23 protein-coding genes are annotated in these 26,850 nt (G+C 67.5%); 9 read left to right on the plus strand and 14 right to left on the minus strand.

Annotation, left to right across the window (positions count from 1 at the left end):
• Positions 1-23: 23 nt before the first annotated feature.
• Together NLF94_RS19240 and NLF94_RS19245 are read left to right on the plus strand one after the other, a co-directional pair.
• A complete protein-coding gene (locus tag NLF94_RS19240) occupies positions 24-182 on the plus strand; it encodes a DUF7559 family protein (protein ID WP_254839257.1) in 159 nt (52 codons plus the stop codon).
• A complete protein-coding gene (locus tag NLF94_RS19245; RefSeq protein WP_254839258.1) occupies positions 179-628 on the plus strand; it encodes an Hsp20/alpha crystallin family protein in 450 nt (149 codons plus the stop codon). The genes NLF94_RS19240 and NLF94_RS19245 overlap by 4 nt, the downstream gene beginning before the upstream one ends.
• Here NLF94_RS19245 and NLF94_RS19250 read toward each other — a convergent pair.
• Both NLF94_RS19250 and NLF94_RS19255 read right to left on the minus strand, forming a co-directional pair.
• The gene (locus NLF94_RS19250; RefSeq protein WP_254839259.1) at positions 625-1,725 is read right to left on the minus strand and encodes an NAD(P)/FAD-dependent oxidoreductase; all 1,101 of its coding nucleotides are present in this window, start codon (positions 1,723-1,725) and stop codon (positions 625-627) included. The genes NLF94_RS19245 and NLF94_RS19250 overlap by 4 nt on opposite strands.
• Positions 1,718-2,503: a DUF7388 family protein gene (locus NLF94_RS19255; protein ID WP_254839260.1), complete on the minus strand. Its 786-nt coding sequence runs from the start codon at positions 2,501-2,503 to the stop codon at positions 1,718-1,720. Before NLF94_RS19255 ends, NLF94_RS19250 begins: the two co-directional genes overlap by 8 nt.
• Before the next feature lie 150 nt (positions 2,504-2,653).
• On the opposite strand from NLF94_RS19255, the gene NLF94_RS19260 reads away from it, so the two are divergent.
• Positions 2,654-3,049, plus strand: a complete 396-nt coding sequence (locus tag NLF94_RS19260) for a prefoldin subunit beta (RefSeq protein WP_254839261.1) — start codon at positions 2,654-2,656, stop codon at positions 3,047-3,049.
• A gap of 6 nt (positions 3,050-3,055) precedes the next feature.
• A complete protein-coding gene (locus tag NLF94_RS19265; protein WP_254839262.1) occupies positions 3,056-3,328 on the plus strand; it encodes a DUF3194 domain-containing protein in 273 nt (90 codons plus the stop codon).
• Here the strand turns inward: NLF94_RS19265 and NLF94_RS19270 are convergent.
• The 5 genes from NLF94_RS19270 to NLF94_RS19290 all read right to left on the minus strand — a co-directional run bounded on the left by NLF94_RS19270 (position 3,325) and on the right by NLF94_RS19290 (position 7,876).
• Complete coding sequence (locus NLF94_RS19270) at positions 3,325-5,190, minus strand: DUF2070 family protein (RefSeq protein WP_254839263.1); 1,866 nt, start codon at positions 5,188-5,190, stop codon at positions 3,325-3,327. The two genes, NLF94_RS19265 and NLF94_RS19270, sit on opposite strands and share 4 nt — an antisense overlap.
• A 56-nt stretch (positions 5,191-5,246) precedes the next feature.
• Positions 5,247-5,729, minus strand: a complete 483-nt coding sequence (locus tag NLF94_RS19275) for a hypothetical protein (protein WP_254839264.1) — start codon at positions 5,727-5,729, stop codon at positions 5,247-5,249.
• 55 nt (positions 5,730-5,784) lie between these two features.
• Positions 5,785-6,411, minus strand: coding sequence for a universal stress protein (locus NLF94_RS19280; protein WP_254839265.1), 627 nt, complete (start codon positions 6,409-6,411; stop codon positions 5,785-5,787).
• Between the two features lie 361 nt (positions 6,412-6,772).
• Positions 6,773-7,186: a hypothetical protein gene (locus tag NLF94_RS19285; RefSeq protein WP_254839266.1), complete on the minus strand. Its 414-nt coding sequence runs from the start codon at positions 7,184-7,186 to the stop codon at positions 6,773-6,775.
• A 132-nt stretch (positions 7,187-7,318) separates the two neighbouring features.
• On the minus strand, positions 7,319-7,876 hold the full coding sequence (locus NLF94_RS19290) for a GMP synthase subunit A (RefSeq protein WP_254839267.1): 558 nt from the start codon (positions 7,874-7,876) through the stop codon (positions 7,319-7,321).
• Between the two features lie 186 nt (positions 7,877-8,062).
• Between NLF94_RS19290 and gdhB the strand changes: the two genes are divergently transcribed.
• Positions 8,063-9,358 carry a glutamate dehydrogenase GdhB gene (gene gdhB, locus NLF94_RS19295; RefSeq protein ID WP_254839268.1) on the plus strand — a complete coding sequence of 432 codons (1,296 nt, stop codon included), beginning with the start codon at positions 8,063-8,065 and terminating at the stop codon, positions 9,356-9,358.
• 150 nt (positions 9,359-9,508) lie between these two features.
• Here gdhB and NLF94_RS19300 read toward each other — a convergent pair whose 3' ends face one another.
• Positions 9,509-11,260 (minus strand): Cdc6/Cdc18 family protein, encoded by a 1,752-nt coding sequence (locus NLF94_RS19300; protein ID WP_254839269.1) that lies wholly within the window; start codon positions 11,258-11,260, stop codon positions 9,509-9,511.
• A 1,190-nt stretch (positions 11,261-12,450) separates the two neighbouring features.
• On the opposite strand from NLF94_RS19300, the gene NLF94_RS19305 reads away from it, so the two are divergent.
• The 3 genes from NLF94_RS19305 to NLF94_RS19315 are packed head-to-tail and all read left to right on the plus strand — an operon-like array spanning position 12,451 to position 14,296.
• A complete protein-coding gene (locus NLF94_RS19305; protein WP_254839270.1) occupies positions 12,451-13,092 on the plus strand; it encodes an Era-like GTP-binding protein in 642 nt (213 codons plus the stop codon).
• Positions 13,093-13,096: 4 nt separating this feature from the next.
• Entirely contained in the window at positions 13,097-13,498 is a 402-nt protein-coding gene (locus tag NLF94_RS19310) for a DUF2073 domain-containing protein (protein WP_254839271.1), read from the plus strand.
• Positions 13,499-13,507: 9 nt separating this feature from the next.
• Entirely contained in the window at positions 13,508-14,296 is a 789-nt protein-coding gene (locus tag NLF94_RS19315; protein ID WP_254839272.1) for an OapC/ArvC family zinc-ribbon domain-containing protein, read from the plus strand.
• Positions 14,297-14,631: 335 nt separating this feature from the next.
• On the opposite strand, the gene NLF94_RS19320 is transcribed toward NLF94_RS19315, so the two are convergent.
• Positions 14,632-15,756: an ORC1-type DNA replication protein gene (locus NLF94_RS19320; RefSeq protein WP_254839273.1), complete on the minus strand. Its 1,125-nt coding sequence runs from the start codon at positions 15,754-15,756 to the stop codon at positions 14,632-14,634.
• A gap of 67 nt (positions 15,757-15,823) precedes the next feature.
• Positions 15,824-16,243, minus strand: coding sequence for a DUF8059 family membrane protein (locus tag NLF94_RS19325; protein WP_254839274.1), 420 nt, complete (start codon positions 16,241-16,243; stop codon positions 15,824-15,826).
• A gap of 330 nt (positions 16,244-16,573) precedes the next feature.
• Between NLF94_RS19325 and NLF94_RS19330 the strand changes: the two genes are divergently transcribed.
• The gene (locus tag NLF94_RS19330; protein ID WP_254839275.1) at positions 16,574-17,821 is read left to right on the plus strand and encodes an RNA-guided endonuclease InsQ/TnpB family protein; all 1,248 of its coding nucleotides are present in this window, start codon (positions 16,574-16,576) and stop codon (positions 17,819-17,821) included.
• Between the two features lie 163 nt (positions 17,822-17,984).
• Here the strand turns inward: NLF94_RS19330 and NLF94_RS19335 are convergent, their stop codons facing one another.
• The 4 genes from NLF94_RS19335 to NLF94_RS19350 form a co-directional block, all read right to left on the minus strand.
• Positions 17,985-19,973, minus strand: a complete 1,989-nt coding sequence (locus tag NLF94_RS19335) for a helix-hairpin-helix domain-containing protein (protein WP_254839276.1) — start codon at positions 19,971-19,973, stop codon at positions 17,985-17,987.
• Positions 19,974-20,229: 256 nt separating this feature from the next.
• Complete coding sequence (locus tag NLF94_RS19340; protein ID WP_254839277.1) at positions 20,230-20,922, minus strand: hypothetical protein; 693 nt, start codon at positions 20,920-20,922, stop codon at positions 20,230-20,232.
• Positions 20,923-21,137: 215 nt separating this feature from the next.
• On the minus strand, positions 21,138-26,285 hold the full coding sequence (polC, locus tag NLF94_RS19345; RefSeq protein WP_254839278.1) for a DNA polymerase II large subunit: 5,148 nt from the start codon (positions 26,283-26,285) through the stop codon (positions 21,138-21,140).
• A complete protein-coding gene (locus tag NLF94_RS19350) occupies positions 26,286-26,708 on the minus strand; it encodes a PPC domain-containing DNA-binding protein (RefSeq protein WP_254839279.1) in 423 nt (140 codons plus the stop codon).
• Between the last annotated feature and the right edge of the window lie 142 nt (positions 26,709-26,850).

Consider the following 26,850-nt stretch of genomic DNA (forward strand, 5'->3'; position numbering starts at 1 on the left):
CCGTCTCGGCCCTACACCCGGCTATGCCGAAGACCCTGGAAGTCGTCTGCAACCGCGAGGCGTGCGACCTCGACATGTTCGAGCTACACTACCGGTACTCGATGCCGGACGGCACGGGTGTCGAGTCGTTCACCTGCCCGTACTGCGGCGAGAGCGACGGCCTCGAGGAAATCCACGCATGATTCGGGAGGTCGGGGAGTCGCTGGGCCGGGTCGTCCTCGACGGCATCGGCCGGGCCTCCAGTCGCGTCCAGGAGCGCAAGCCGCTGTCGGTCGACCTGCTGGAGAGCGACGACGCCTACCTCGCGGTGTTCGACGCGCCCGGCGCGCGCGCCGGCGACGTCGACGTCAGGTTCGACGAGAACACCCTCACGGTCCGCGTCGACCGGTTCCGCGAGGACCACGAGGGCTACGCGATGCGGTTTCCGGGGCGGGGACTCTCGCTGAGCGGGTCGGTGACGCTTCCGGAGACGGCCGACGTCGAGGTCGACCGCGCGGAGGCGACCCTGACCGGCAGCGGCGCTCTCGAGGTGCTGATTCCGAAGGCGGCGGGCGAGGAAGCGGTCACCGCCTCGGACACCGTCGGGGCCGACGAGGGGTCGGCCGACGAGGCGTCCGCGGACGCCTAGCCGTCCAGCGTCATCCCCTCGACGATTTCGAAGTCCTCTTCGCCGTCGAACCGGGTGGGGTCGAAGGCCGGGACGCCGTCGCCGCCGAGCACCTCCTCCGCCAGCCGGGTCGCGATGGCCGGCGCCCGCATGAAGCCGTGACCCTGGAAGCCGGTCGCAACGTAGATGCCCGGCGCTCGCTCGCCGACCAGCGGGTCGCCGTCGGGCGTCGCGGTGCAGAGGCCGGCCCACGAGCGCCGCTCGTCGAGGGACTCGCCGACCGCCGTCTCGAGGTACGACGCACAGTCGCGGCGGAACTCGGCGTCGGCCGACCGCTTCCAGTCGGTCGGGTCGTGGGCCTCCGGGACCGTCCCGTCACCGACCAGTAGCCGGCCGTCGTCCGGACGGGCGTAGTAGCCGGCCGTCGCGTCGTACAGCGTCGGGACGCGTTCGGCCAGCGGCGTCGACGCCGAGAGGTACGCCTGGACGCGGTAGGCCTCGACGGCCAGCGGGTAGCCGGCGCCGGCCAGCAGTCGGCCGGTGTATGCGCCGGCCGCGACGACGACGGCGTCGTAGGACTCGCCGTTGACGCGGCCCTCCTCGTCGAGTCGGGCCCGGGTGTTCGTCCGGGCGTCGGCGCCCGCCGAGACGGCGAACTGCGCGGTCTCGCGGGTGAACGCTCCGGTGTCGACGACGCCGGCGTTGCGCGCGACGGCGGCCACCTCGATGTCGTCGGTCCGGAGGCCGGGCCAGCGGGCGCCCAGTTCCGAGGGCTCGACGAACTCGACGGCCCGGTCCTGCGCCTGCATCCGCGGGACGTGCTCGCGTATCGCCTCGGCGTTCCGCTCGTCGCCCTCGCGGGCGAACCAGACGTACGGGCGGTCGGTTATCGACCCACGCTCGCGGAAGGCGGCTATCGCGTCGCTCGCGATTTCGGCGTCGAGGGGGTCCGCGAAGGCGTCGTACACGATGCCGGCCGCGCTGCCGCTGGCCCCGCTGGCGACGTTCCCGGCGTCGAACAGCGTCACGTCGGCGTCCCGGCGGGCGAGTCGAAGCGCCGTCGTCGACCCGACGACGCCGGCCCCGACGACGGCGACGCGTTCGCCGTCGTCAGCCATCCCGGGCGAACACCTCCAGCCCCCGGGCAGGATAGGCGACGACGTGGTCGACGCCGACGGACCGCAGCGTCTCGATGCGCTCCGCGACGGCGTCGGCGTCCCCGACCAGCGCGAAGTCCGTCGCCGCCTCGAGCAGCACCTCGCGGGCCCGCCCGGTGGCGGTCGCGTCCGTCGCGGCGTCGGCGGGGAGCGCCCGCCGGACCGGGCCGCGGCGGGCCACGTAGCTGCCGACGGCGTCCAGCGTCTCGTCGGGGTCGTCGGTCAGCACCGTCGGGGCGTACAGCGCGACGTCGCCGTCGAACCCGGCGGCACGCATCGCCCGCACCTCCCGTGCGGTGTTCGAGGCGAGCAGTTCGAACTGCGTGCCACCGGCGGCCAGCGCCAGTCGCTCGACGCCCTCGGTTCCGACCCACGCGTCGGGTGCCCGCTCGCGGGCGGCCCCGAGACGCGGTGCGACGGCGCGCTTGGCCTCGCTCTCGGTCAGGTAGGCGTCGTTGCCGGCCACGAGGACCCGCGTCGCCCCGGCGGGCAGCGACGCCATCAGCGAGTCGTCGCCGAGCGGGTCGAAGCCGTCGGCCCGGACCGGCGTCGTCACGTAGCAGTCCAGCGCCGACGCGAGCGACGACAGCGTCGCCGGGTCGGGCAGGTGCTCGCGGCCCTCGTAGTCGACGACCACGGACTCGACGCCGAGGGCCGTGGCTCGTTCGAGGTCGTGCTCGGCGGGTTTCAGCGCGACGGCGTCGACGCCGACGCCGTCGAGCGCGGTGGCGGTCAACATGGTATCAGGCGCGGCGAAACGGGCGCCGCAGTCGTCGTCATTACGTGTGGGTTGTCCCTGCCGTCCATATGCGTGTCGCTCTCCGCGAGGGTCGCCGGCCGGGGAGTCGAAAAGTGGGGGTTTTTCCGTCCCGAAGACGAGGCCTACGGTATGCAGGGTAACCTACCGCCGGAGGCCCAGGAGAAGATAGAGGAACTCCAGGACCTTCAGGAGACGGCCCAGCAGGTCGCACAGCAGAAACAGCAGGCCGAAACGCAACTGCAGGAGTCCGAGACGGCCCTGGAGACGCTCGACGGCATCGAGGGCGAGACCCAGATGTACCGCGAGGTCGGCGAACTCCTCATCGAGACCGACTACGACGACGCCTACGAGAACCTCGAAGAGAAAGTCGACAGCCTCGAAGTCCGCGTCCAGACGCTCCAGAAGCAGGAGGACCGGGTCCAGGAGCAGTTCGAGGAGCTCCAGGAGGAACTCCAGCAGATGCTGCAGGGCGCGGGCGGCGGTGGCCCGATGGGTCCGGGCGGACCGGGCGCCGGCGGCGACTGAGCCGACGTGACCGACGACTCGACCGCCGAACCGACCGACGAGGAGATCGTCGAGGCGGCGTCCGACGCCGCGGAAGGACTCGTTCTCTCGCGGTACAAGCAGTCCGAGGTTCGTGACCTGGACGTGACCGTCCGCTTCGAGGACGGCCGCCTCGACGTCGATGTCTACCTGGACGCGCCGGACGACCCCGACCCCGCCGTCGTCGCAAGCGAGGCCGTCGAGGCCGCCGAGGCCGCCGTCGACGACCTCTTCGAGGACGCCCCCGGCGACGGTCCCTAGGGCGCGAGTAACAGTATCAGCAGGCTGACGGCCATCGCGCCGCCGATGACGAGCAGGAGTAGCGCGCCACCCATCTGTATCATGGCGTTGGCGGTCGAGGCCAGCGCCTCGGTGCGGTCGTTGCCGAACACCGTCACCTCGGTGTGTTCGACGGCCATCCCGGCCTCGACCGGTTCGAGGTCGGCGGCCGCCTCCTCGACGAGGTCCTCGACGACCGCCGCGAGTTCGTCGACGTCGATCTCGCTGCCGACCTGGTTGGCCGCCTCCATCGTGTTGACGATGTGGGTGTCGGTGGTCATCACCTCGGCCTCGTCGGCGTCGACGACCGCCAGCAGTTCCTCGCGGACGCCGGGGTTCATGTTGTTGCCGTCGACCAGACAGTAGACCGTCCGCTGGGGGTCGTCGTCGCCGACCTCGACGACGGCGACCCGGACCCCGAGCGGGCCGATGCCGTCTTCGGGTTCCCACTCGGTCGGCTCCCAGGCGACGCCGACCGACAGCGGGCGCTGTTCGGCGTCGGCCAGTCGCTCGCCGAGGCGCCCTGCGGCGGTCATCATGTCGAACGAGCGGCGCGACCCGGGGACGACGTGCCCGAGGTCGTCGCCGTCCAGCCCGTCGTTGCAGTTGTGGGCGTCGACGAGCAGGACGTTCTCGAGGCCGGAGACGCGGGCCTCGGCGGCCGCCGAGAGCCCGACCGAGAAGTCGACGTCGTCGGCACACCCCGGCGCGTGGGTGGCGACCACGAGGGCGTCCTCGCCGAAGGCCTGTCCGAGCAGTTTCGACTCGCCCTCCTGCTCGCGGCTGCTCTCGGTGGCCCGGTCGCGGTAGTCGATGCGGTCGTGGGCCCGCTCTGCGGCCTCGACGAGGGTCTCGACCTCGCGTTCGGTGACGAGGTTGAAGTCGTGGCCGGCGGTGGCGTGCGGCGGGAACGCCACCCCGTCGGCGGTGTCGGCGATCCGCTCCGGGAGGTTGCCGCCGCCGATCTCACCCATCGGGCCCGGGTGTATCATCGGCAGCACGAACCGCGCCTTCTCGGCGCCCCCGGGTCGTCGGACCGAGAGGACGGTGACCGGGACGACCGCCTCCTCGCCGAGGTCCTCGAAGAAGGCCTCCAGTTCGCGGGTCCCCTCGGCGATGTGACCGACGAAGCCGCGGATGAAGTCCAGCACGGAGACGCCGAGGCTCTGGCGCCACGGCCGGTCGATGGCGACGACGAAGACGTAGACCGCGACGGCGTAGACGCCGCACAGCGCCGCCAGCACCACGAAGTCGTCGGGTCTGACGACGGCCAACTCGGGCGGCGCCTCGCTCGTTCGCGCGAGGTAACTGTCGACGAGCGGCCCGCCGACCTCGAGGTACCGGACGGTGCCGCTGTAGACGAACGCCAGCGCCGCGGCGGTGACCGTCTGGATGCTCGCGGGGACCGACGCCACGAGTATCGACCGCCGGGAGACGGCCACGATGACGAACAGCCGGAGCGCGAAGATCGAGGCCAGTCCGACGACGAGCGCGTCGAAGATGAACACCTGCCACAGCCCCACGACCGCCGCGACGGCGGCGCTGGCGACGAGGAAGACGACGAGGATGACCTCACAGACCAGCGCCAGCAGCGCGGAGCGGTTGTAGGTCAGCTTCCCGCCGAGCCGTCGGTCGAACCACGGGGTCGTGACGGCGGCGACCACGGTCGGGACGGCGATGTAGACCATCCCCTGGTAGGCGTCGTCGAGGACGAACTGCGAATCGAAGGCGGCGACGCCGGAGACGGCGGCGATGAGAAGTGCCGCGAACAGGCTGGCCGACCAGTCGGGCGTCCGGAAGACGAACCGGGACAGCGCCGCGAGGTCGCCCTGCGACTGCGTCATTGTTCACTCGACCGGTCGGATCGGGGTTAAATCGCTCGGGACGGAGCGGAGGACGGCTACGCGAGGAGCCGAGGGACGTGGACGGCCGCATACGGCGCGGTGGCGGCGACGAGGGTGGCGCCGACGACCAGCAGCGCGACGAAGCCGACCACGTCTCGCCACGGCGGTCTCGGAGGACCGTCACCGAGCCAGCGGTCGGCCGCGCCGAGGCCGAACCCGACGAGGACGGCACAGACGCCGAGACCGAGACCGCTGCCGAGGTGGAAGGGGAAGTCCCGGATGGGGCGCGAGGCGAGCAGCACGCCGGCCGCGCCGGCACCGACGGCCGGGCCGACGCCCGCAAGGAGGGCCCGGGCGACGCCCCCTCGCCGCCGGGCGACGATAGTTCCGGCAGCCCCCGCACCCAGGAACGCGACCGCGAGGAGGGCGACGCCGACGACTCGCGGGAGGAACGCCGACAGGAGCGCGAGGACGAACCCCGAGAGTGCGACCAACAGCAGCGGTAGCCACCCCTCGATTCGTCTCGCCTGGAGGGCCATGATTTCCTATTGTTTCGGGAGAAACAAAAATCTAACTACTCACTGTCACGAACGCTCACGCTTCGGTCCGTCGGATCGCGCTGGTCCGTCGCGTCACGGGGTCGACGTAGACGGTGAAGGCGCCCGCCTCGCCGGTCGCGTCGACGACCCAGACGTGGTTCTGGCGCTCGACGCCCTCTACCTCGGCGTCGTAGCCCTCCTCGGCCAGCGCGTCGGCGACGATGGCCGCCGCGGTGTCGGCGTCGGTCACGGTCTCGTCGGACCCAGGCAACCGGACGGTCAGGACGGGCCGTTCGGACCGGCGGACGACCGTCTCGGCGACGCTGCCGATGAGTCGCCGCCCGAGACCGGACCGGCCGTGGGTCCCCATTACGATCAGGTCGACATCGACCTCCGCCGCGTACGAGCGAATCACGCCCGCGGGGTCGCCCTCCCGAATCACGGGTTCGGTCTCGACATCGTAGGTCTCTGCGAGTTCGGCGAGCGTCGCAACCGCCCGCTCGCCGGACTCGCGCAGTTCCCGCTCGGATTCGGCGTCGCCGAGCACGTCGCGCAGTCCCCGGTCGACGACGTACAGGAGGTGGACCGTCGCGCCGTACTGTTCGGCGAGGTCGAAGGCCTGCATCGCGACGTGGGCCGACCCGGTGCTGCCGTCGGTCGGAACCAAAATTCGTCGGTACATGACCGAACGTAGGTCCGGAACTGAAAAGTAACGCACAGTTCGGTCCAGTCGACGGGGAGCGACCGGAGTGTTTATCAGACGTCGATTACGGCGAATCAACGGTTCGTTCGAGAGGCGTCAGGCCGAGATGGACCGTCGTCTCGGCGAACAGTCCGTCGACGGTTGCGTGTACGAATCGGATTCCACGAATGTCGGCTGTCACAGCAGGTTCGCCGTGCAGAGAGCCCCGAGAACGAACCCGGCACGGCGACGGGAGACTGGAACAGAGCGGTACTTGCGCGGTTCGACAGATGCGCGTTTTGAATGGTACAGCGATGGGCGGGAGAGAACAGTCGACCGACGGTCGACACCGGATTCGGTCTCAGCCGGTCCCGCTCGAACGGATCATAGACCGTCCCTTGCTTCCGAGCCGGCGACCGACGGCGACCCCCAGTGCTGTAACGAGGACTGTCAGCCCGACCGAGAGCGGAATGGCCACGATGGTTCCGGCGACGACGGCTCCGATGCGCACCGTCGAGTCGACGGTGAGCCCGGCGTCAATACCGTTCCGGACGACGACGAAAGCGACCCCGAGTGAGGCGCCCAGTCCGGTCCACAGACTCAGGGCCTTCGTCGACCACTCCGGGTAGGCGAGCCCCGCGAGGAGACCGGCGACCAGCATCGGGTACGCCGGGAGACTCACGCCGATATTGACGACGTCTCGCCCCATCGACGCGCCTCCAGTGAACACCACCCAGCCGACGAGTACCGCCGACGCAGCGAGACCGATGGCCACTGCTCCATCCGGCCGTGAATTATTTGATATATCCATTTTTCATATCGTATATTTAACCATACCTACTGATAAAAATCTACATTCAGTCTGATATTTTTGGTGCACGGTACCCTGGTTGATCGCCCCCAGCGGTCAGGCGCCGTTCTCGCAGACCGCGAGGAAGTTCTCGAAGACGGCCTCGCCCTCCTCGGTGTGGGCGACCTCGGGGTGCCACTGGACGCCGTAGAGGTTCCGGTCGGTGTCGCTCATCGCCTCGATGCCGCAGATGTCGCTGTGGGCCGTCCGGACGAAGCCCTCCGGGAGGTCGACCACCTCGTCGGCGTGACTCGCCCACACCCGGGTTTCGGGCGCCAGCGACCCGACGAGGGGGTCGTCGTCGTCGTCTATTTCGACGGTGACGTCGGCGTAGCCGCCGTAATCGCCGGCCTCGACGGCACCGCCCAGTTCCTCGGCGATGAGTTGCATGCCGAGACAGATACCGAGGACGGGGACGCCCGCATCGAGGTAGTCGGGCGCCCGGCCGACGCGGTCCATGTCCGGTCCCCCGGAGAGAACGACCCCGTCGGCGTCGACGTCGGCCGGCGGCGTCTCGTTGTCGACGATCTCGGTGTCGACGCCCAGATCGCGGAGCGCCCGGTGCTCGAGATGCGTGAACTGCCCGTGGTTGTCGACCACGACGATTCGCGTCATTGGGTGTCCGTATCGCGTGTGAGCGTAAAAAGGGTCTGAAACAGGTGTTCGGCCGACCGACGGCGGCCCGTCGCCCGTCGAACCCCGCGACCAAGTTATAATAACACTTAGATTGTGAATTAATCACCTATTACAATTAATACTAACTGTGTCGGGCGTCTGGGAGTCGAAGTATACGGATCAGCCATGTCATCGGAGATCGCCTCGACCGCGCCGCCGGAGAAAGACGTACCGACCGAACCGGAGTCGGCCCGCGCCGTGGCCCGACGCCAGCTAAACCGGGCCGCCGCCTTCGTCGACATCGACCCCAACGTCGTCGAGCGGCTTGCCGACCCCAAGGCCGTCCACGAGGTGACCGTCCCCATCGAGCGCGACGACGGCACCGTCGAGACCTACACCGGCTACCGCGCCCAGCACAACAGCGTCCGCGGTCCCCACAAGGGCGGCCTCCGGTTTCACCCCGGCGTGAGCCGCGAGGAGTGCATCGGGCTGGCGATGTGGATGACCTGGAAGTGTGCCGTGATGGACCTGCCGTTCGGCGGCGCCAAGGGCGGCGTCGTCGTCGACCCCAAGGAGCTGTCGCCCGACGAGAAGGAACGGCTCACCCGCCGGTTCACCGAGGAGTTGCGGCCCGTCATCGGCCCCAACACCGACATCCCGGCGCCGGACATGGGCACCGACGCCCAGACGATGGCTTGGATTATGGACGCCTACAGCATGCAGGAGGGCGAGACCCGCCCCGGCGTCGTCACGGGCAAGCCGCCGGTCGTCGGCGGCAGTTACGGCCGCGACGAGGCCCCCGGTCGAAGCGTCGCCATCGTCGCCCGGAAGGCCCTGGAGTACTACGACCGGCCGCTCGGGGAGACGACCGTCGCCGTCCAGGGGTTCGGCAGCGTCGGCGCCAACGCCGCCCGCCTGCTGGACTCGTGGGGCGCCGACGTGGTCGCCGTCAGCGACGTCAACGGCGCCGTCTACGACCCCGACGGGCTGGATATCGAGACCATCCCGACCCACGAAGAGGAACCAGAGGCCGTCACCAGACAGGACGGCGAGGTCATCGACAACGAGGCGCTGCTCGGTCTCGACGTCGACCTGCTGGCACCGTGTGCGGTCGGCAACGTCATCACCGCCGACAACGTCGACGAGGTCCGCGCCGACATCGTCGTCGAGGGTGCCAACGGCCCGACGACCTTCGAGGCCGACGCCGCCCTCGCCGCCCGCGACGTGCCGGTGCTGCCCGACGTGCTGGCCAACGCTGGCGGTGTCACCGTGTCGTACTTCGAGTGGCTCCAGGACATCAACCGCCGGGCGTGGTCGCTGGAGCGGGTCAACGAGGAACTGGACGCCGAGATGGAGAAGGCCTGGGCTGCGGTCCGGGACGCCTACGAACGGACCCCCGAGGCGACGTGGCGGGACGCCGCCTACATCGTCGCCCTGGAGCGCCTCTCGGAAGCCCACGAGGCACGCGGGCTGTGGCCCTGACGAACTGAGCGGCCGCCGTTCCGGCAAGCATCCGCGAGCGCCCGGAGTCCACGCCCCACTTGCCGGGCGGCCGACGGCCGCCGCCGAATGGTCACGTCGGGGGAGCCGCCACGCGGTCGCCACCGGCGAGCGGCCGGCAAAAAGTGGGTGTCAGTTGTCGAACCGAGCCTGGACGAACGGCTGGGCGTCCTCGACCTCGCCGACGCGGGAATCGGAGAGGAGGACGGCCTCGGTCTCGTCGAGCGGGACCGAGAGGCTGATCTCCTTGGTGCGGCCGTACCGGCCCTTGGAGACGACGACGGCGTTGACGATGCCGAGCATGTCGAGTTCGCTGATGAGGTCGGTGACGCGGCGCTGGGTGAGGACGTCGGCATCTATCTCCTGGCAGAGGCGCTTGTAGATGTTGAACACCTCGCCGGTGTTGATGTTGTGGACGCCGTTCTGCTCCAGCAGGATGGTTGCGTAGAGGACGAGTTTCGACTGGGTGGGAAGCGTCCGGACCACCTCGACGACCCGGTCGAGTTCGATCTTCTCCTGGGCGTGGCGGACGTGCTTCTCGTCGACGGTCTCCGTTCGGTCCCGCTCGGCCAGTTCGCCGGCGGTCCGCAGGAGGTCCAGCGCCCGGCGGGCGTCGCCGTGTTCCTGGGCAGCGAAGGCCGCACACAGCGGGATGACGTCGTCCGAGAGGACGCCCGACTTGAACGCGACGTCCGAGCGGTGGTTGAGGATGTCCCGCAACTGGGTGGCGTCGTAGGGCGGGAAGACGATTTCCTCCTCGCCGAGGCTGGACTTGACCCGGGGGTCCAGGAAGTCGGTGAACTTCAGGTCGTTGGAGATGCCCATGATGGAGACCCGCGAGTTGTCGAGTTCGGAGTTCATCCGGGAGAGGTTGTACAGCGTGTCGTCGCCGGACTTCTCGACGAGTTTGTCGATTTCGTCGAGCATGATGACGACCACGCGCTCGTGGTAGTCGACGGCCTCGAAGAAGGTCTGGTAGACCCGGTCGGTGGGCCACCCGGTCATCGGGACGGGGTCGAACTCCTCGAGATCGTCCTCGAGGTCCCGGATCTCGGTCTCGACGGCGGCGACGCTGTCGAACGAGGAGTCGTCGAGGGCATCGGGGTCCTCGGCGGCCCGGTCCCGGAGGTCGCCGAGTTCGTCGAGGCGCTCCTCGATGTAGGTCTCGTTCTTCTCGATGAACTTGTTTGCGAGCTGTGCGAGGACGCGATACTGGGTGTCGGTTACCTCGCAGTTGATGTACTCGACCTCGCAGGGGACCTCGTACTTCTGGGAGGTGGTCTCCAGTTCCTCGCTGACGAACTTCGCGCTGGCGGTCTTGCCGGTCCCCGTCTTCCCGTAGATGAGGATGTTCGAAGGGGTCTCCCCGCGGAGCGCGCTGACGAGGATGGTCGCCATGTTGTTGATCTGCTCCTCGCGGTGGGGGAGCTTGTGCGGGGTGTAGGAGGGTCGGAGGACCTCCTTGTTCTCGAAGATCGGCTCGCCCTCCAGCAGGTCGTCGAAGAGACCACGGGAGGCCTCGTCGGTTTCACCCTCGGAGTCGGCGTCGAGGTCCAGATCGTCGAGGTCGACGTCCCCGGAGAAGCCGTCGGCCGCACTGTTTCCCTCGACGAGATCCGGGTCGACCGCGGACGACCCCTTGGAGACGCCGGCCGGTGAGCCATCGGTCGAGTGCCCGGTTTCTACCCCGTCGGCCGCGGTAGACCCCTTCGTTTCCACTGGAGAATCGCCAGACTGAGAGTGGTCGTCGGTGTCCAGGTCCGGATCGGTCGTGGCCCCATCCGAGTCGGACGGGTCCGGGGGTGTCCCCCTCTCGGAATCCGCTACCTTCGGACCAGAATCATCGCCGTCAGCCGTCGTATCGTTTGAATCACCGTCGGTCATGCTCTTTCGAACCCCTCCATTTCAGGTGGAACACCACCGCGCGACGAGTGAACCCGTCGAATGTAGACGATAGAGACCCGGTACATCGGGTCGGGTTACTGGCGGTGGTCCACTTGATGCAGAGGAACCGATGGTAGAATACGTTATTAAACGTTGCGGTGACCTTCCGCAACAGTAACTAGAACCGGGTCGTCCCTCCTGTCGGTAGAGCGGTCCCGGGGAACCGCAGCGTCGGTCCGAGTCCCGTCGCGGTTCGCTCGTCGACAGTCGGTTGGTGGGTACGAGGGGTGATGGTACGAGGAGTGATGGCAAGAAGGATAGTACCATGGGAAGGGGTGGTACGACGGGTGCTTCGGCGGGACCGAACGGTGAAGCCGGCCGGGACCCGGACGGCCCAGCCGGGAGATAGTGCCAGTGGCAGCCAGGGACAGCCACGATGGGTCGAGGGAAAGGGGCCGAACCGTGGGGGAATCGAAGGAGTGAATCCGACCTGCAGTTGATGCAGTCGAAGTGGAGGGGACATCCCCCACACCCCTCCGTTTCGAGTGGAACCAGGAGAACGGGAGGGGGGTGCCGGAGAAGTTCTAGATATCTAGAAAAAGATTTAATATACTCTGTGTAAAACCATACCCGTATCAGGAAAGAAAGGATCTATTTTATTTAGTTTCTCTGCTGTGTTGCTAGTAATTTATTGATGACGAGCTCACGATCAACCACACTAGTACAAATATCCCAAGTTTCTGCCGGCTCTCTACCTCCCCCCGACAGCCGTCCGTCCCGCTCCACCCGAAACGAGGGGGTGGGGGGCTCTTTCCCGTCACTGGACCGGCCGGTCCGTTCGGCGTTTCTTCCCGGTCCGTAGGTGCCACCCGTTTCGTCCCGCTGGCCGTCTCGTTTCGCTCACCGTTCCGCTCACCGTTTCGTCAACCCACTCGACTCCTCACGGCTCCCGTCGGTCGGCGCCTCGTTCGTGGAGCCGTCCCTCTCTTTGACCCCGGGACTTCGAGTGGAAATCGGAGGAATCCCCGGCGTTCGGGACGTGGACGACGGAATCGCGGTTCCACGCCGACCCTCCGTCCTCCTGTCCGCTTCGTGAGGTATGTCTGACACACAGTTAAGTGAGTGCGGTATGGTAGTACGCCCAGAGCGACCTCGATTTCGACCTGAAATCGGGGCCGTGGGAGGATGAGATGGGACTGCTAACCGACCTCAAATCGAGTATATCCCGGGCGACGTCGAGCCTGTTTGCGGGGAGCGAGCCGAAACGCATCGGCATCTACGGCCCTCCAAACGCGGGCAAGACGACGCTCGCCAACCGTATCGCTCGCGACTGGACCGGTGACGCCGTGGGGCCGGAGAGTCACGTCCCCCACGAGACGCGCCGTGCGCGCCGAAAGGAGAACGTCGAAATAAAGCGGAACGGCAAGTCCGTCACCATCGATGTCGTCGACACGCCGGGCGTGACGACGAAGGTCGACTACAAGGAGTTCCTCGAACACGACATCGAGAAGGACGACGCCGTCCGTCGGTCACGGGAGGCGACCGAGGGGGTTGCCGAGGCGATGCACTGGCTGCGGGAGGACGTCGACGGCGTCATCTACGTGCTGGATGCCGCCGAAGACCCGTTCACGCAGGTGAACACGATGCTCATCGGTATCATCGAGAGCCAGGATCTGCCGGTGCTCATCTTCGCCAACAAGATCGACCTCGACGAGGCCAGCGTCCAGCGCATCAGCAACGCCTTCCCACAACACGAGACGGTGCCGCTGTCGGCGCTGGAGGGGGACAACATGGACGAAGTCTACGACAAGATAGCGGAGTACTTCGGGTGATACCATGCCCGAGGTAACCACCGACGACGACGGCGAGAAACTGGGCGACGGCATCCAGATCGACATGATAAGCGCCGAGCGGATGGAGGGGATGCGGACGATGGAGAAGATCCGTCTCATCCTCGACGGCGTCCACGACGACAACATCGTCATCCTCGAGGAGGGCCTCGAACCCGAAGAGGAGTCGAAGCTCATCGAGCGGACGATGTCGGAGATCAACCCCGACGGGTTCACCGGCATCGAGATCGAGACCTATCCCGGAAGCAAGAGCAGCGACACCGGCTTCCTGGGCCGACTCATGGGCAACGACGAGCCGAACAAGCTGACCGTCATCGGCCCGGCGAACCGTATCGAGACGCTCCACAAGGACGAGACCCTCATCAGCACGCTCATCACCCGCCAGTAGGCCAACAGGATGCCACACCAGTGTACCGGCTGCGGTCGGACGTTCGAGGACGGGTCCAAGGAGATGCTGTCGGGATGTCCCGACTGCGGCGGCAACAAGTTCCAGTTCCGGCCGGAGGGCACCGACTTCCCGGACGATCCGGACCCACCGGAGGCGGCCGGCGACGACGACGCGGTCCCGGAGGAGGGCGACGCCTCGGTTGCGGAGACCGTCGGCCGCGCCACGACCCGCGTCCGGGACTTCGTCTCCTCGACGCCCGACGAGGAACCGGACCCGAACGCGACCTGGCCCAGCGAGACCGGCGAGGACGCCCCCGGCGCATCGGGCGGTGACGACGGCACCGACGACGGGGAGATCATCGATGCCGACGCACGCCGGGAGACTCCCGAGGAGGACACCGCCCAGTCGAGCGCACGGAGCGGCCTCGCCTCCGCCGAGGAGGTCCGCGACGTCGGGTCCCCGACCGAGGCGGACGACCCCGACCCGGACTCGACGGCCGGAACTGACGGAGCCGCCGGTCGTAGCGAGGGACTCGCCGGCGGGACCGGCGGGCCACCGACCGAAGACGACGACCGCATCGTCAGCGAGCCCAGCGACGAGGAGCCGGAGCTCTCGGAGCTCAGAGAGCAGCTCAACGACCAGTTCGAGTCCATCAAGATCGTCGAGCCCGGCCAGTACGAACTCAACCTGATGGAGCTGTACGACCGCGAGGAGTACATCATCGCGCTCCAGGAAAACGGCCGCTACGTCATCCAGGTACCGGACCAGTGGATCGGCAACGACATCGACGAGCGCTGACGGCGGGGACCGACGGAGACGGGCACCGACCGCGAGAACTGAGACGAGCGCCGACCGAATGCGGCGACGTGTGCCGGGCGGTGACGGTTGGAGCCGAGCGTGGTGACCGAGGGCCGACGCGATTTCCCATCTCACCTTCGATGTCGCTATTTCGAGTACCCTTCGACGTCGCTATTTCGAGTACCCTTCGACGTCGCTATTTCGAGTACCCTTCGACGTCGCTATTTCGAGTACCCTTCGACGTCGCTATTTCGAGCACTGCGGGACGGCCTCGGGTTCCCGCGACGGACGGCCGACCCCCGGCGATACCCCTCCGTTTCGGGTCGAAATCGCGGCTACGATTCGAGCCGTTCGAGTATCGCCTCGGCGTCGTATGACAGCGAGAGCGCCCGCGAGCGCCCCCGTCCCTCGACGTCGGTGTACTCGGCGTCGATGAGGCCCAGCTGGTCGAGCTTGTTGATTATCTCGGAGTAGCGGGTGTAGCCGAGGTCGGTCCGTTCGTGGAAGGCGTCGTAGACGTCGCCAGCGCGCTCGCCGTCGTGTTCGGCCAGTACGCGGACGAGGGCGGTCTCGGAGTCCGACAGGCCACGCAGGTGCCGCGAGAGGTGGACGTACTTGGCCTTCTCGTAGGCCTCGTCGACGTCGTCGGGGCTCACCTCGGCGGAGCCGCGCATCTCGGCGTTCAGCCCGGCCCGGCGGAGCAGGTCGATGCCGACCCGGAGGTCCCCGCCGCTGTCGGCGGTGTGTTCGGCGACGCGGTCCAGTACCCGGGTCCCGACGGCGTCGTCGCGGAAGCCACGTTTGACCCGCTCGTCGAGGATGTCGACGATTTCGCGCTGGCCGTACGCCGAGAAGTACACCTCCTCGGGCCGGAAGACCGACTGGACGCGACTGTCGAGTTCCTCGATGACGTCCAGGTCCAGGTCCGAGGAGACGACGATGACGCCTATCTTCGCGCCGCTGTGGGCCTCGTGGGCCCGCAAAAGCGAGTACAGGGTATCCGAGGCCTCGTCCTCGTAGAAGAGGTAGTTCACGTCGTCCAGGGCGACGACCAGTACCTCGTCGTTCTCGACGAGGTGGTCCGTAATCTGGCCGAACAGTTTCTTGAAGGAGATGCCGGAGGTCGGCGGTTCGTACTCGAAGAGGCCCTCGAAGAGCCGCGAGAAGACGGCGTATCTCGTCGAGTCGACCTGGCAGTTCACCCGGACGACCTCGACGTCGCTCGCGCCGGTCAACTCGTCGAAGAGCTTCTGGACGGCGGTCGTCTTGCCGGTCCCCGGCGGTCCCCGGGCCATCACGTTCAGCGGCCGCGAGCCCCGGACGGCGGGCCGGAGGGCGTACTTCAGCGTCTCCATCTGCTCGTCGCGGTGCAGGAACGCCTCCGGCAGGTAGTCCAGTTCGAGGACGTGCTCGTCGCGGAACACCGACTCGTCCCACGAGAGCATGTCGTCGTCGGCCATTTCACTTTCACCACGCTTCGGCGGGTGTTAAGCCTTCGGGGGCGGCGATTCGGCCGCCGCGGGACGGTCAGTCGTCGGCCGGCGTCGCGCTCGGTGCGGTCTCGCGTCGCTCCTCCTCGGCCGTCGTCGCCGCCTGCCACGCCATGAGCAACATCGCGACGACGAGACAGAGCCCCCACAGGAACGTCGTGGGCATCAGAAACGAGAGACCGCCGCCCTCGCCGGCCCAGATGGTCACCGGCAGCCCCCACTGCCCGACCACGAACAGTCCAGTGACCGCCTGTCGGAGGCGTCCCACGACGCCGAGCGCCGGGACGGCGAACCCGACGACGACCGCCAGTATCGACAGGACCCCGAGGTGCGCGTGGCCGCCGATCATCCACCCCGGAACGCTCCCGCCGCCCGCGAGCAGGTAGTTCTGGTACAGTCCGACGGACATCATGACCGCCAGGCCGAGGAATCCGGACGTCTTGAGCACTCTCGTCATGTTGGCACCTCACATGGACGTACAGACGACATCCGATTTAGCTGAATGCAGGCGCTAAGCCCCCTTCCTCAGCGAGCGACCAACGGGAGCGAGCAGGGAGGGGATACAGCGCCGTCATCTCCTGTTCGTACACTGTTCTGTTGCGGGCCCACAGGCCCACGTTTACCAAAGCTGTTATACGTGTAGTGTGCATAACGTGCATTGCGGTGAAACGAAAGACAATCACCATTCGAGAGGACCAAGACGAGTGGATTGAGGACCAACACCTCAACCTCTCGTCGTTCGTCCGAGAGCAATTGGACGAACTTATTGAGGAACGAGAATAGCGCAATGTACTACGCCTACAAGTATCGTCTTAAGCCGTCCGACGCCCACCGTGAGGAGTTGGATCACCACCGCGATATTTGTCGGCAACTGTATAACCACACGCTCTACCGCCTCAACGAGTACCAAGATAAACACGGCGAACTGCCGTCCATGACCACGCTTCGGTCGGAACTTCCCGATCTCAAGGAGTGGTGGGACGACCTCTCCGACGTGCACTCGAAGGTGCTCCAAACCGTCGTAGAACGGCTGTTCGACAACCTCAACGGACTCTCCAAACTCAAGGAGAACGGCTACACCGTCGGCCAACTCAAATGGAAGCCGCCACGGGAGTTCCGCAGTTTCACGTACAACCAGTCTGGCTTCAAGCTCGACAAGAAGGGCGGTCAGACTGTCCTGTCACTCTCGAAACTCGGAGATATACCGATTCGGCTCCACCGCGCCATCCCCGACGACGCGACGCTCAAACAGGTGACGGTTAAGAAGGAACCGACAGGCGAGTGGTTCGCCACCTTCGGCGTCGAACTGGACCGCGAACCGCCCGAACCACCTGAGAACCCCGAGCAGTGCGTCGGTATCGACGTAGGGATACTCAAGTACGCCCACGACACCGACGGGACCGCCGTCGAGTCGCTCGACCTCACCGATGAGCGCGACCGCTTGGAGCGCGAGCAACGGAAACTCTCGCGGAAGCAACACGGGTCGAACAACTACGAGAAGCAACGGCGACGGGTCGCGGAGTATCACGCTGACCTCCGACGCAAGCGCCGGGATTTCCTACATAAACTCTCGAACTACTACGCTCGGGAATACGACCTCGTAGCGGTCGAAGACCTGAACGTGAAGAAGATGATGGAAAGTCCGTCGAACAGCCGCAACACTGCGTCTGCTGCGTGGCGAACGTTCCTCTCGTTGCTCGAATACAAGTGCGAGCGTGAAGGAACGCACTTCGTCGCGGTCAACCCGAGAGGGACGACCAAGGAGTGCGCGTCGTGCGGCGTTTCGACCGACAAGCCGTTGTGGGTGCGTGAACACTCCTGCCCCGCCTGCGGGTTTGAGGCGGACAGGGACGCGAACGCGGCGTGGAACGTTCTTTGTCGCGGTCTAAAAGACGTAGGAGTGGGACACTCCGAATCAACGCCTGTGGAGACTGCGCTCCCTGTGGACACTGCGGTTGTGTCTGCAAAGCGTGTCGTGGAAGCAGGAAGCCCCTGCCTCACGGAGCCGCCAACGGCGGCGAGTAGGCGGGGGTAGTTCACTAATTCGTCCCGGAATCCGGGGTAATACTGGCGTAAACCCCGATGGGACGAGCGAGACGCCGAATCGCCGCTTCCTGCGGTGTCGCCCTGAACGTCCCGGTCGCACCCGTTCGAGGGACCGACCCGTTCGTCAGTATCCGCGGCACCGACCGGGTGAACTATCCGTCCTCGTCGAACTTCTCCAGCAGTTCCGCGTAGAGGTCGTCCCCCTCGTCGTCGGCCAGTTTCTCGACGATGAGTTCCGGGGTCGACCGTGCCAGGTGGTTCTTCACCGGCGAGCGGTTCACCTGCAGTTGGCCGTCCTCGAGGCCGGTGGCCTCGATGCCGTCGACGGTCACGTCGGCGTCGGCCGCCTCGCGTATCTCGCCGGCTAGGTGCGAGACGAACACGGCCGTCGAGTCGCTCTCCTCGAGCGCCTCGAGGATGCCGGCGATGATGACGGCGCTGGCTCCGGGTTCGGTGATGGACTCCAGTTCGTCCACCAGCACGAGTCGGCGGCGGTCGCCCGCCACGAGCGAGCCGAACTCCCGGAGCGTCGACTCGAAGGCACCGGCGTCGAGCGTCCCCTGGGTCTTCGCCTGGTAGTGTAGCGCCTCGAAGCGCTCCAGGCGGGCCCGTTCGGCCGGCACCGGCAGCCCCATCTGTCCCAGCACGACCACGAGCGCCACCAGGTCGAGCGTCGACGTCTTGCCGCCGCTGTTGACGCCGGACAGCAGCGCGGCGCCCTCGACGCCGTAGTCGACCGGTTCGACGTCCTCGAAGCCCACGTCGAGCAGCGGCGACCGGCCGCCATCGACGGCGAAGCCGCGCCCCTCGAAGGTCGGGAACGTGCAGTCGAAGTCCTCGGCGAAGCGGGCGACCGCGAGTTCGACGTCGAGTTCGAGGGCGTTCTCGACGAGGCGTTCGGCGGGTTCGCGCATCTCGCGGAGTTCGTCGGCGAGTTCGCGTTTCAGTCGGGCGGCCCGGCGGTCCCGCGCGGCGGTCAACTCCTCGCGGAGCCGTTCGACCGCCCGCTCGTCGTGTTCGACGGGGAAGGTCGGCTCCTCGCCGAAGGCCTGCCGCGCCATCGACTCGTAGTCGTCGACTCCCAGGGCGTCGACGAGGTGCTCGCGGGCGGCCTCGACGGCCGCGGCGTACTCCTCGGACAGTTCGCGCTGGAGCAGCGAGTCGGCGCCGGCGCCCCGCTCGACGAGCGACAGCAGGTCCGCGCCCTCGATGGTCACGTCCCGCTCCTCGATGGCCGCCCGGAGACGGTCGTTGGCGACGCTCTCGGCCACGGAGACGGCCGCATCGAGGTCGGCGACTGCCTCTTCGAGGGCGTCGAGGCTCTCGTCGTCGGCGACGGTGCCGTCCTCGTTGAGTCGGCCGAGAGCCGCGTCCATCGCCTCGACGTCGCCGGGTGCCGGCAGGTCGGCCGCCCGGTGGACCGCCGCCGCCGCGCGAAGCCGGTCGCGGTTCCGGGCGAAAAAGGACAGCGTCCGCTCGGGGACGACCGACGCGGGGTCCTCCAGTGCGCCCGGTTCGACCCGGACGTCGCCCTCGACGTCGACGCCGGCGAAGGCCTCGTCGAGGACGACCACCGTCGAGTATCCTCGCGCGAGGTCGGCGATGCCGCGGGCGTCCTCGACCAGTTCGACGCTCATCTCGGGGACCGCCTCCCTGGCTGCCGAGTAGGTCTCGGCGTCGTTGGTCGCCAGACAGCGGTCCCGGACCCGGACGTCCCGCGCCGGCTCCAGCGGCTCGACGCCGTCCAGCGCCTCCAGGACCGTCGGCGTCGGCTCCCGCTCGACGGCCTCGCGGGCGAACGCCCTGACCTCCTCGATGCGGGAGGCGGCCGCGCTGGGATAGAACGTCTCCAGCCGCTTTCGCGCGTAGTCGGTGACGGCCCGCTCGGTCAGAAGCTCCAGCGCGGCCTCGTAGATCTCGCGGGCCCGCGGCGTCGCGAGGAACTCGCCGTCGTCGTCGTGCTCGTGGCGGATTGCGGCGCGAGCGATGCGGGCGGCCCGCCCCTCGCTGACGCCCGGCGCTCGCGCGAGGGTGGCGACGTCGCCCGCCGCCAGCGCCCCCTCGGGGTCGTCGAGTTCGGCCAGCCGCTCGGCCGTCTTCGCGCCGACGCCGGGGATGCTCTCCAGCTCCTCGAACTCCATCTACCCCTCGTTGAGTCGGCATTCGGGAAAACTTCTCCGCACGAACTTTTTGCACGGTCGCTCGCCGCCGGCGAGCGACCGGCAAAAACTTCGATGAAAAATAGCTCCTCGCTCCAGCCGCCTCGCGCCTGCGGCGCTCGGCGTTAGTCGCTCGTCGCTACCGAGCGCTCCCTGCGGTCGCGCTCGGGGGAAACGCCTCGCTTCGCTCGGCGTATGCTCCGCAGCCGCCGACCGTATCTTTTCCCCTGGATTCTCGTCAGTACCGCTCTTCTATCTCCGCTTTCGTCTCCCGGATGACTCGCCGCTCGGCCCGCCGCATCGACCGCAGCGCCTCGTCGGTGTACTCGACGTCGATTGTCGGGAGCCGGCTGACGAGGAAGCCGCCGCCCAGCACCTCCCCGGGGTCGATCTGGGTCGCCATTCGGAACGCCCCGCGGTGTTCCTGCATCGGGCCGGTGAATGCGAAGTGGTCGGCGACGAGGCGGGTCATCGCCTCGCGGTCGAAGGCCGTCTCGGCGGCCGCCCAGAAGTCGTCCTCGGGAGCCTCGACGAGCGGTGCGACGGCCGTCGCCAACCCCCGCTGGCGCTCGAAGAGCCGGTCCCGGAGTTCGGAACGGCGCTCCGGCGAGAGGTCCGACCGCAGGTTCGCGTCGTAGGCGTCCGCATCCAGGACCGCCGCACGATAGGTCTCGATGTCCTCGCCGCTCTCGATTGCGTCCAGGAGGATGTCGAACTGCGAGACCACCTGCTCGCGGTAGGCGGTCAGTTCCGGTTCGACGACCTGCTCGCGGACGGTTTCCGAGTCGCTCAGGAGCCTGTCGACGACCTTTCCGCCGGCGCCGGTCGCGTCCGACTGCAGCGCCCGCGCGACGCTGAACTCCCGCTCGGTGTAGTCGAGAGCGTCCTCGACGAACCGCACGAATCCCGACCGGGCTGCCTGCCGTGTCACGGCCGACGATTGGTCGCCGAGGCGTATCTAACTGACGGCGGTAGCATACGCCGAGCGCAGCGAGGCGTTTCCCCCGAGCGCGACCGCAGGGAGCGCTCGGTAGCGACGAGCGACTAACGCCGAGCGCCGCAGGCGCGAGGCGGCTGGAGCGAGGAGCTATTTTTCATCGAAGTTTTTGCCGGCGCGGCGAAGCCGCGCCGTGCAAAAAGTTCGGGTTACATGAAGTCCGCGATGCCGCTCTGCTTGTTGGTGTCGTCCTCGAAGATGGACTCGACCGACCGGTCGAGAATCTCCAGTCGCTGGACGGTGTACTCCCGGCAGTCGTACTCCTCGGCGACCCGGAGGGCGGTGTCGATGTACTTGTTCACCGACCCCTCGTAGACGGTGAGGTTCACGTCGCCGCCGCACTCCCGGCAGTCGCCGGTCAGGGGCATCCGGCGGAACTTCTCGCCGCAGTCCTTGCAGCGGGTCTCCTGCCGAGAGAACGCCCGCAGGTTGCCGATGATGTCCGGCAGGAAGTGGTACTCGATGACGCGCTCTGCGACGTCCGTCTCGTCGACCGACCGCAGCTTCCGGGACAGCTCGAGCTGGGCGTCCATCTTCTCCATCATGTCGCCCAGCGTCTTGTACGCCGACAGGTCCGGTCCCAGCGCGACGTCGGCGGTGTCGTGGGTGTGCTCGAACCCCCGGTACTGGTCGTCGGTGCCGAGCGTGTCCTCGCCCAGTTGGATGCGTTCTTCGACGGCGCCGGGGTCGGCCATCTCGCGGGTCGCCTCGTAGAACTCCCGGGGGTACGACGAGACGATGTCCATGTTGTGCGCCTCGTCGTCGATTTCGGCCGGGTCGATGCGCGAGGACATGACCAGGGGTGCGTCCATCCTCCCACCTCGCTGATCTGGCAGGAACGTTTTAGAGAAGTTGATAAGACCGTCCATGAGGAGCATCACGCAGTCCTCGTCGCCGTCACACTGGCGAGCGGACAGGTCTTCCGCGATGAGCGAGTTCGTCTCTTCGACCGTGAGGCAGTACACGTGGTCGGTCTCCGATTCGACGTATTCGACCTCCGAGACGGGGTCAAGGAGGTAGTCGTTGGTCCCTCCATCGTAGCAATACGCCGTTCGATCGGCGGGACGAATTTCGCCGACCTGTTCGTTCAGCGTTCGGTCCTTTCGCGAGAGGTGGAACCCGGCTACTTCCGCGAAGCGGACGGCACCATCGCGCGAGACGGTTATCTCGTATCCCCGCCGCGACAGGGAGTCGTCGTCCTCGTCGTAGAACTCCGGGAACTGCTCGCGGAGTGGAACCCGCGGACGATGGTTCACCTGGGCACTGATACCGAGTCGGGTAAGGAGTCCGAGCAGGTCGGACTTGAGTTCGCGGCTTACCGTACTGGCAGTGACACGAGGTGCGCTGTCGTCGGCCGAGCCGTCGCCGCTGAAGTACCCGCCGAGGTACGCACCGACGATGCGGTCCGGCGCGTCGAAGATCGGCTGTGGAACTCGCTTCGTGTGCGCGCGGGTTCCGGCATCGAGAATCGAGTCGACGAAGGTCCGGAGGAGTCGGCCCGACACCGTCACCTTTGCGTCGTTCTCCTCGTACGGTTCGACCCCGAACTCGCTGCGGAACACTTCCAGAGCGAACTCGCGTGCTTCGGCCTCGGTCCCGCAAATAGTCGTCTGGTGAATCGTCCCCTTCGGGGTCTCCTGTGCTCGGGTGAACCCTTCGGCCGCGTAGTAGCCCAGAAGCGTCGCGACCCGCTCGTCGAGTTCGATCGTTCGACTGATTTCGGTCCGGTCGCGCTTCATCCCCAACCGGACGTCGTCGGGAACGAACTCGAGGAGTCCCGTCGGCGTGTCGAAGAACTCCGACAGGAGCGTGACCGGGATACTCTCGCGATAGAGATAGTTGCTCAGTTGTTTCTTCGTGAGACCGAGGTGCTCGGCGGTGCTCTGGAGTGGATAGAACTGGCCGCCCCAATCGTCCTCGAGACGGTCGACGAACAGATCGTAGAGTCCGTCCTTGTCGAGTCCCTTCACCATCAGGCGTTCATTATCGATACTCGGTTCCTCAAGGAACGCTGCGAGGAGGTCGAACCGCCGTTCGGATTCCGAGGGAGATACGCTCTCGATGCCCCGCGGAGTGATGAGTCGATCAGTTTCGTCCAGTTCTCGAGCCTCGGCCGAGACGATTCGACCGAGTTCCGAGTCGTAGACGTGGACCCGATGGTCGGGCGTGACGGTGAGTTCCCGGCCCGATTCGGTCGCCACTCGGACCATGTGGTCCGGTGCGGGGTGTTTGCTCACCGCCTCGACTGGCTGGAGTGACTGGGAGCCGTCGTCACGCACCGACGGGACGTGAGGCACGGAATCGGATTCACCGAGGTGTGCGACGAGGGTTCCGAAGTCGTCTCGTTCTACCGTCCCGTCGTCGAGTCGTTCCTCGACGAGCGACTCAATCTCTTTGTGACGGGTGGCTCCGCCCTCGTCCTCGTACCACACCTTCGTCTCCGGGTGGAAGCAGTTCCGACGTTTCGCGGCGTGAAAGTACGGATGCGCGTACCCGACCGCGGCCGACGTGAAACCTATAACTCTCCCGACAACAGCGGCGGAGGTGTGCGGTGCCATCCCGAAGACCAACTCGCCGACGAGGTCGTCACGGTCGTCGACCTCGTAGAACGGCTCGACGCCGTAGTACTGTTCGAGGAGGTCGTCGACGAAGTCGGCGGTCCGCAGCATGTGTTCGGCGGCGCCGTTCGAGAGCACGACGTCCTGGACGCGCAACTCGACGAGCTGGTCCTCGTGGGTCAGGGGGTCGCCGTGGATGTCGGTCTCGTAGCCGAGCGAGCGGAGCCGGTCGGCGTCGACGTCCAACTCGCGCGGCCGCACCGCGGTCACGGGCAGGTCCGTCATGTCGTAGCGGACGGTGCCGTCCTTGAACGAGGAGACGCCGTGCTTGGCCCGAAGCACCCCCTTCTCGATGGGTTCGGGGACCTTCTCGGCCGAGGACAGCCCCTTGACGCCCTTCAGGACGTCGAAGGCGTTCTCCCGCTCGCCGACGTTCTCCAGCGCCGAGCGGTACTCGTCGTTGACGTCGAGGGTCTTCGTCCGGACGGCGTCGGCCTCCCGTTCGCAGCGGGGACAAACCGCCCGGCCCGACTCGTCGGGTTCGACGTCGACGTCGCAGTCCCGGCAGACGTAGTGGGGGTCGGTGACGCCGTTGCACTCCGGGCAGCGCGCGCGGTGGGTCTCGGTCCCGCACTCGCCACAGCGGCGGCGGCCGACCTGCACGTCGACCAGTCCGGGGGTGTCCTGCATGGTCTCAGCGTGTTTGCCGGCGGCGGCGATGTCCCGCTGGGAACCGCCGGCCTCGCCGATGGGAAACAGCGTGTGGACGGCCGGCGAGAGGTCCCGTTTCTCCGACTTCTCGGGGCGACCCATCCGGCAACCGACGCGTGTCGGGGCGCGCTCGCGGACCTCGAAGGGGGCCACCTCCTCGACGACCCGGATCGAGTTCTCGCCGTCGTCCCAGGTCCGGGCCGACTCCGGGAGGTCCGCGAGGGTCCAGGTGCGTTCGAGGTCCGCGGTGAGGCCGATCGACCGCACCAGCGGGAGGGCGTCGGGCACGGTGAGCGTCTCCTCGCCCTGGGTGTGCTCGACGAGCAGGACCTCCAGGGCCTCCCGGACGGGTTCGCTTCTGGGCACGACGAGCGTCCTGTCGGCGCTCGGGGCGGCGGCGTCTCGTTCGACGGCGGCACCGTCCGCTTCCGCCCAGTGGCCCTCGCTGGCGGCCGTCGCCAGCGCGTCGAACCGCTCGACGTCGAGGTCGTGCCAGAGGTAGGTGTACTCGGGGTGCAACGGGACGTCGTACTCTTGGGCCCACTCGATGGCTTGCTCGGCGCTCGGGTGTTCGAGGTCGACCTGCGGGGAGTCGACCAGCGCCTGGACGTCGGCGCCGGCGGCCGCGAGGTCCTGTTTCCACCACTCCGGGGCGTAGGCGGCGGGCGAGAGCGGGTGGTTGTTCTCGACGAACTCGCCGTAGTTGACGAGGTACTCGCCCAGATCGAGGATGGCCTCGACGCCGTTGCGTATCTCGAGGGCCTCCGCGGGGTCGTCGACGCGCCGGACGTCGCCGTTGGCGAGTCTGACGGTCGGTCCCTCGATGGAGTCGACGGGGACGACGCCGGCGGCCTTCCCCGGGCGCTCGGTCTTGATCTGCGTGCCGGTCGCCAGGAAGTCGTCGACGAGGTGCATCGTCGCGGGGTGGACGCCAGCAGTGGCGAAGCCGTGGTTGCGGGCGCGGCCGTACCGGAGGCGGAAGCCCCCGGTCTCGGAGGGGTGGCCGAACACCGGCCGGCCGGCGATGAGGTCCCGGAGGAACTTCTTGGAGGGGTCGGGACGCGGCGGGCCTCCGCGTTCTGGACCGTCGTCGGATCCGGGGTCGGTGTCGTCGTCGGCGTCGTCCGCCTCGCTGCCGTCGTCGCCGCCCGCCGCGTCGTCCTCGCCGCTCGTCTCGCTCTTCCCGTAGTTGCCGTCGATGAGGTCCTGGAGCCAGGGCCAGTCGACCTCCTCGAGTTGCGAGGTGTAGCGCTGAATCTTCGGCGCCTTCTGTGCGATGCCCTCGCCGAGAACGAGACACATCCCGCCGCGGGCGTTGTTGGTGTCGACTCGTTCGAGGTCCCGGAAGCCGGACACCTCCTCGTCGCCGGTGGCCTCCCCGTCCAGCATGATGGGGGTGTTCCGGGCGATGAACTTCGCCTCGGCGTCCTTGGGGGCGTACTGGAGGCCGGTCTCGTCGTCGTACAACGACAGCTCCTCAGCGTAGCGTTCGACCTCCGAATCCCGGGGCCGGTACTCCTCGATGCCGACGAGCGTCCGGGTGTAGTCGGCGACCAGCACCGACAGCGCCTGCGCGGTCCCGCCCGCCGAGCGGATGGGTCCGGCGTAGTAGATGTTGACGAACTCGGTGCCGTCGTCGTTCTCCAGCAGTTCGACCCGGTCGATGCCCTCAATGGGGGCGGCGACGACGCCCTCCGTCAGCAGGGCGACGGCGGTCCGGACCGCGCCCTCGACCTTGCCGGCGCGGGTGTCGTAGTCGCCGACCGACCCCTCCGCGAAGTCGGCCGCCAACTCGAGGGCCGCCTCCTCGCGGGAGAGGTCGGGGTCGTCCTCCATCTCGCGGACCCGCTCTGCGACCCCGTCGATGCCGAGGATGTTCTCGACGCGGTCGGCCATGTCCTTGGCGATGGGGATTTCGACGTCGTCGGTGGGGTCGCCGCCGCGCTCGCGGGCGTCCCGCGCCACCGACAGCGCCTCGTCGAGGCCGGATTCGAGTCGCTCGAAGTACCGTTCGTCGTCCGGGCGCATCTACAGGGGCCAGAGGTCGAGGTCGGTGGTCTCGTCGTGTTCGCGCTCCAGGTGGGTGTCGAACTCCCGGAGGTACAACTCACCGGCGAAGGTGGTCGCGCTATCGAGGTGGCCGCCGACCGTCGAGCCGTCCTCCCGCGAGAGCGTGACGTGGGTGTGAGCGAACCGCTCGCCCTCAAGGTGGGAGACGTTGCCGACCGCCGCCGTCACCTCGAACGGTTCGTCGAACTCGACGGGGTAGTACTCCTGCTCGCGCTGTTCGTAGAAGAAAAGCGTCGCGTCCTGGACGGCACCGAGACCGAAGAAGAAGGCGGCGTCGATACCCTCCGCGTCGGCGAAGGTCTCGATCTGCTCGCGCCAGTCGCGGCCGTGCTCCAGTCTGGCGACGTACTCGCGGTCGCCCTCGACGCGTCGGTAATCCATGCCAGAACGCACGCCGGGCGACACCAAAAACGGTTCGCCCGGCGCCCTCGGACTCGGGGGCCCTGCCCGCCGGAACGGCCGGTCGACGCGGGGCTGGTCGGCGGGGAAGGCGGCTAAAAGTAGTCCGGCGGTCGGCCGCTCG

Origin of the sequence: Natronomonas marina (assembly GCF_024298905.1) — an archaeon.
GTDB lineage: Archaea > Halobacteriota > Halobacteria > Halobacteriales > Haloarculaceae > Natronomonas > Natronomonas marina.

What these genes read in the sequence shown, in the direction of transcription:
- NLF94_RS19300 (WP_254839269.1), bottom strand. Translation starts at nt 11,260, where the DNA reads ATGACCGACGGTGATTCAAACGATACGACGGCTGACGGCGATGATTCT.
- NLF94_RS19240 (WP_254839257.1), top strand. Translation starts at nt 24, where the DNA reads ATGCCGAAGACCCTGGAAGTCGTCTGCAACCGCGAGGCGTGCGACCTC.
- NLF94_RS19330 (WP_254839275.1), top strand. Translation starts at nt 16,574, where the DNA reads ATGTACTACGCCTACAAGTATCGTCTTAAGCCGTCCGACGCCCACCGT.
- NLF94_RS19310 (WP_254839271.1), top strand. Translation starts at nt 13,097, where the DNA reads ATGCCCGAGGTAACCACCGACGACGACGGCGAGAAACTGGGCGACGGC.
- NLF94_RS19270 (WP_254839263.1), bottom strand. Translation starts at nt 5,190, where the DNA reads ATGACGCAGTCGCAGGGCGACCTCGCGGCGCTGTCCCGGTTCGTCTTC.
- NLF94_RS19245 (WP_254839258.1), top strand. Translation starts at nt 179, where the DNA reads ATGATTCGGGAGGTCGGGGAGTCGCTGGGCCGGGTCGTCCTCGACGGC.
- NLF94_RS19260 (WP_254839261.1), top strand. Translation starts at nt 2,654, where the DNA reads ATGCAGGGTAACCTACCGCCGGAGGCCCAGGAGAAGATAGAGGAACTC.
- NLF94_RS19250 (WP_254839259.1), bottom strand. Translation starts at nt 1,725, where the DNA reads ATGGCTGACGACGGCGAACGCGTCGCCGTCGTCGGGGCCGGCGTCGTC.
- NLF94_RS19275 (WP_254839264.1), bottom strand. Translation starts at nt 5,729, where the DNA reads ATGGCCCTCCAGGCGAGACGAATCGAGGGGTGGCTACCGCTGCTGTTG.
- NLF94_RS19325 (WP_254839274.1), bottom strand. Translation starts at nt 16,243, where the DNA reads ATGACGAGAGTGCTCAAGACGTCCGGATTCCTCGGCCTGGCGGTCATG.
- NLF94_RS19315 (WP_254839272.1), top strand. Translation starts at nt 13,508, where the DNA reads ATGCCACACCAGTGTACCGGCTGCGGTCGGACGTTCGAGGACGGGTCC.
- NLF94_RS19350 (WP_254839279.1), bottom strand. Translation starts at nt 26,708, where the DNA reads ATGGATTACCGACGCGTCGAGGGCGACCGCGAGTACGTCGCCAGACTG.
- NLF94_RS19290 (WP_254839267.1), bottom strand. Translation starts at nt 7,876, where the DNA reads ATGACGCGAATCGTCGTGGTCGACAACCACGGGCAGTTCACGCATCTC.
- NLF94_RS19335 (WP_254839276.1), bottom strand. Translation starts at nt 19,973, where the DNA reads ATGGAGTTCGAGGAGCTGGAGAGCATCCCCGGCGTCGGCGCGAAGACG.
- NLF94_RS19280 (WP_254839265.1), bottom strand. Translation starts at nt 6,411, where the DNA reads ATGTACCGACGAATTTTGGTTCCGACCGACGGCAGCACCGGGTCGGCC.
- NLF94_RS19320 (WP_254839273.1), bottom strand. Translation starts at nt 15,756, where the DNA reads ATGGCCGACGACGACATGCTCTCGTGGGACGAGTCGGTGTTCCGCGAC.
- NLF94_RS19305 (WP_254839270.1), top strand. Translation starts at nt 12,451, where the DNA reads ATGGGACTGCTAACCGACCTCAAATCGAGTATATCCCGGGCGACGTCG.
- gdhB (WP_254839268.1), top strand. Translation starts at nt 8,063, where the DNA reads ATGTCATCGGAGATCGCCTCGACCGCGCCGCCGGAGAAAGACGTACCG.
- NLF94_RS19255 (WP_254839260.1), bottom strand. Translation starts at nt 2,503, where the DNA reads ATGTTGACCGCCACCGCGCTCGACGGCGTCGGCGTCGACGCCGTCGCG.
- polC (WP_254839278.1), bottom strand. Translation starts at nt 26,285, where the DNA reads ATGCGCCCGGACGACGAACGGTACTTCGAGCGACTCGAATCCGGCCTC.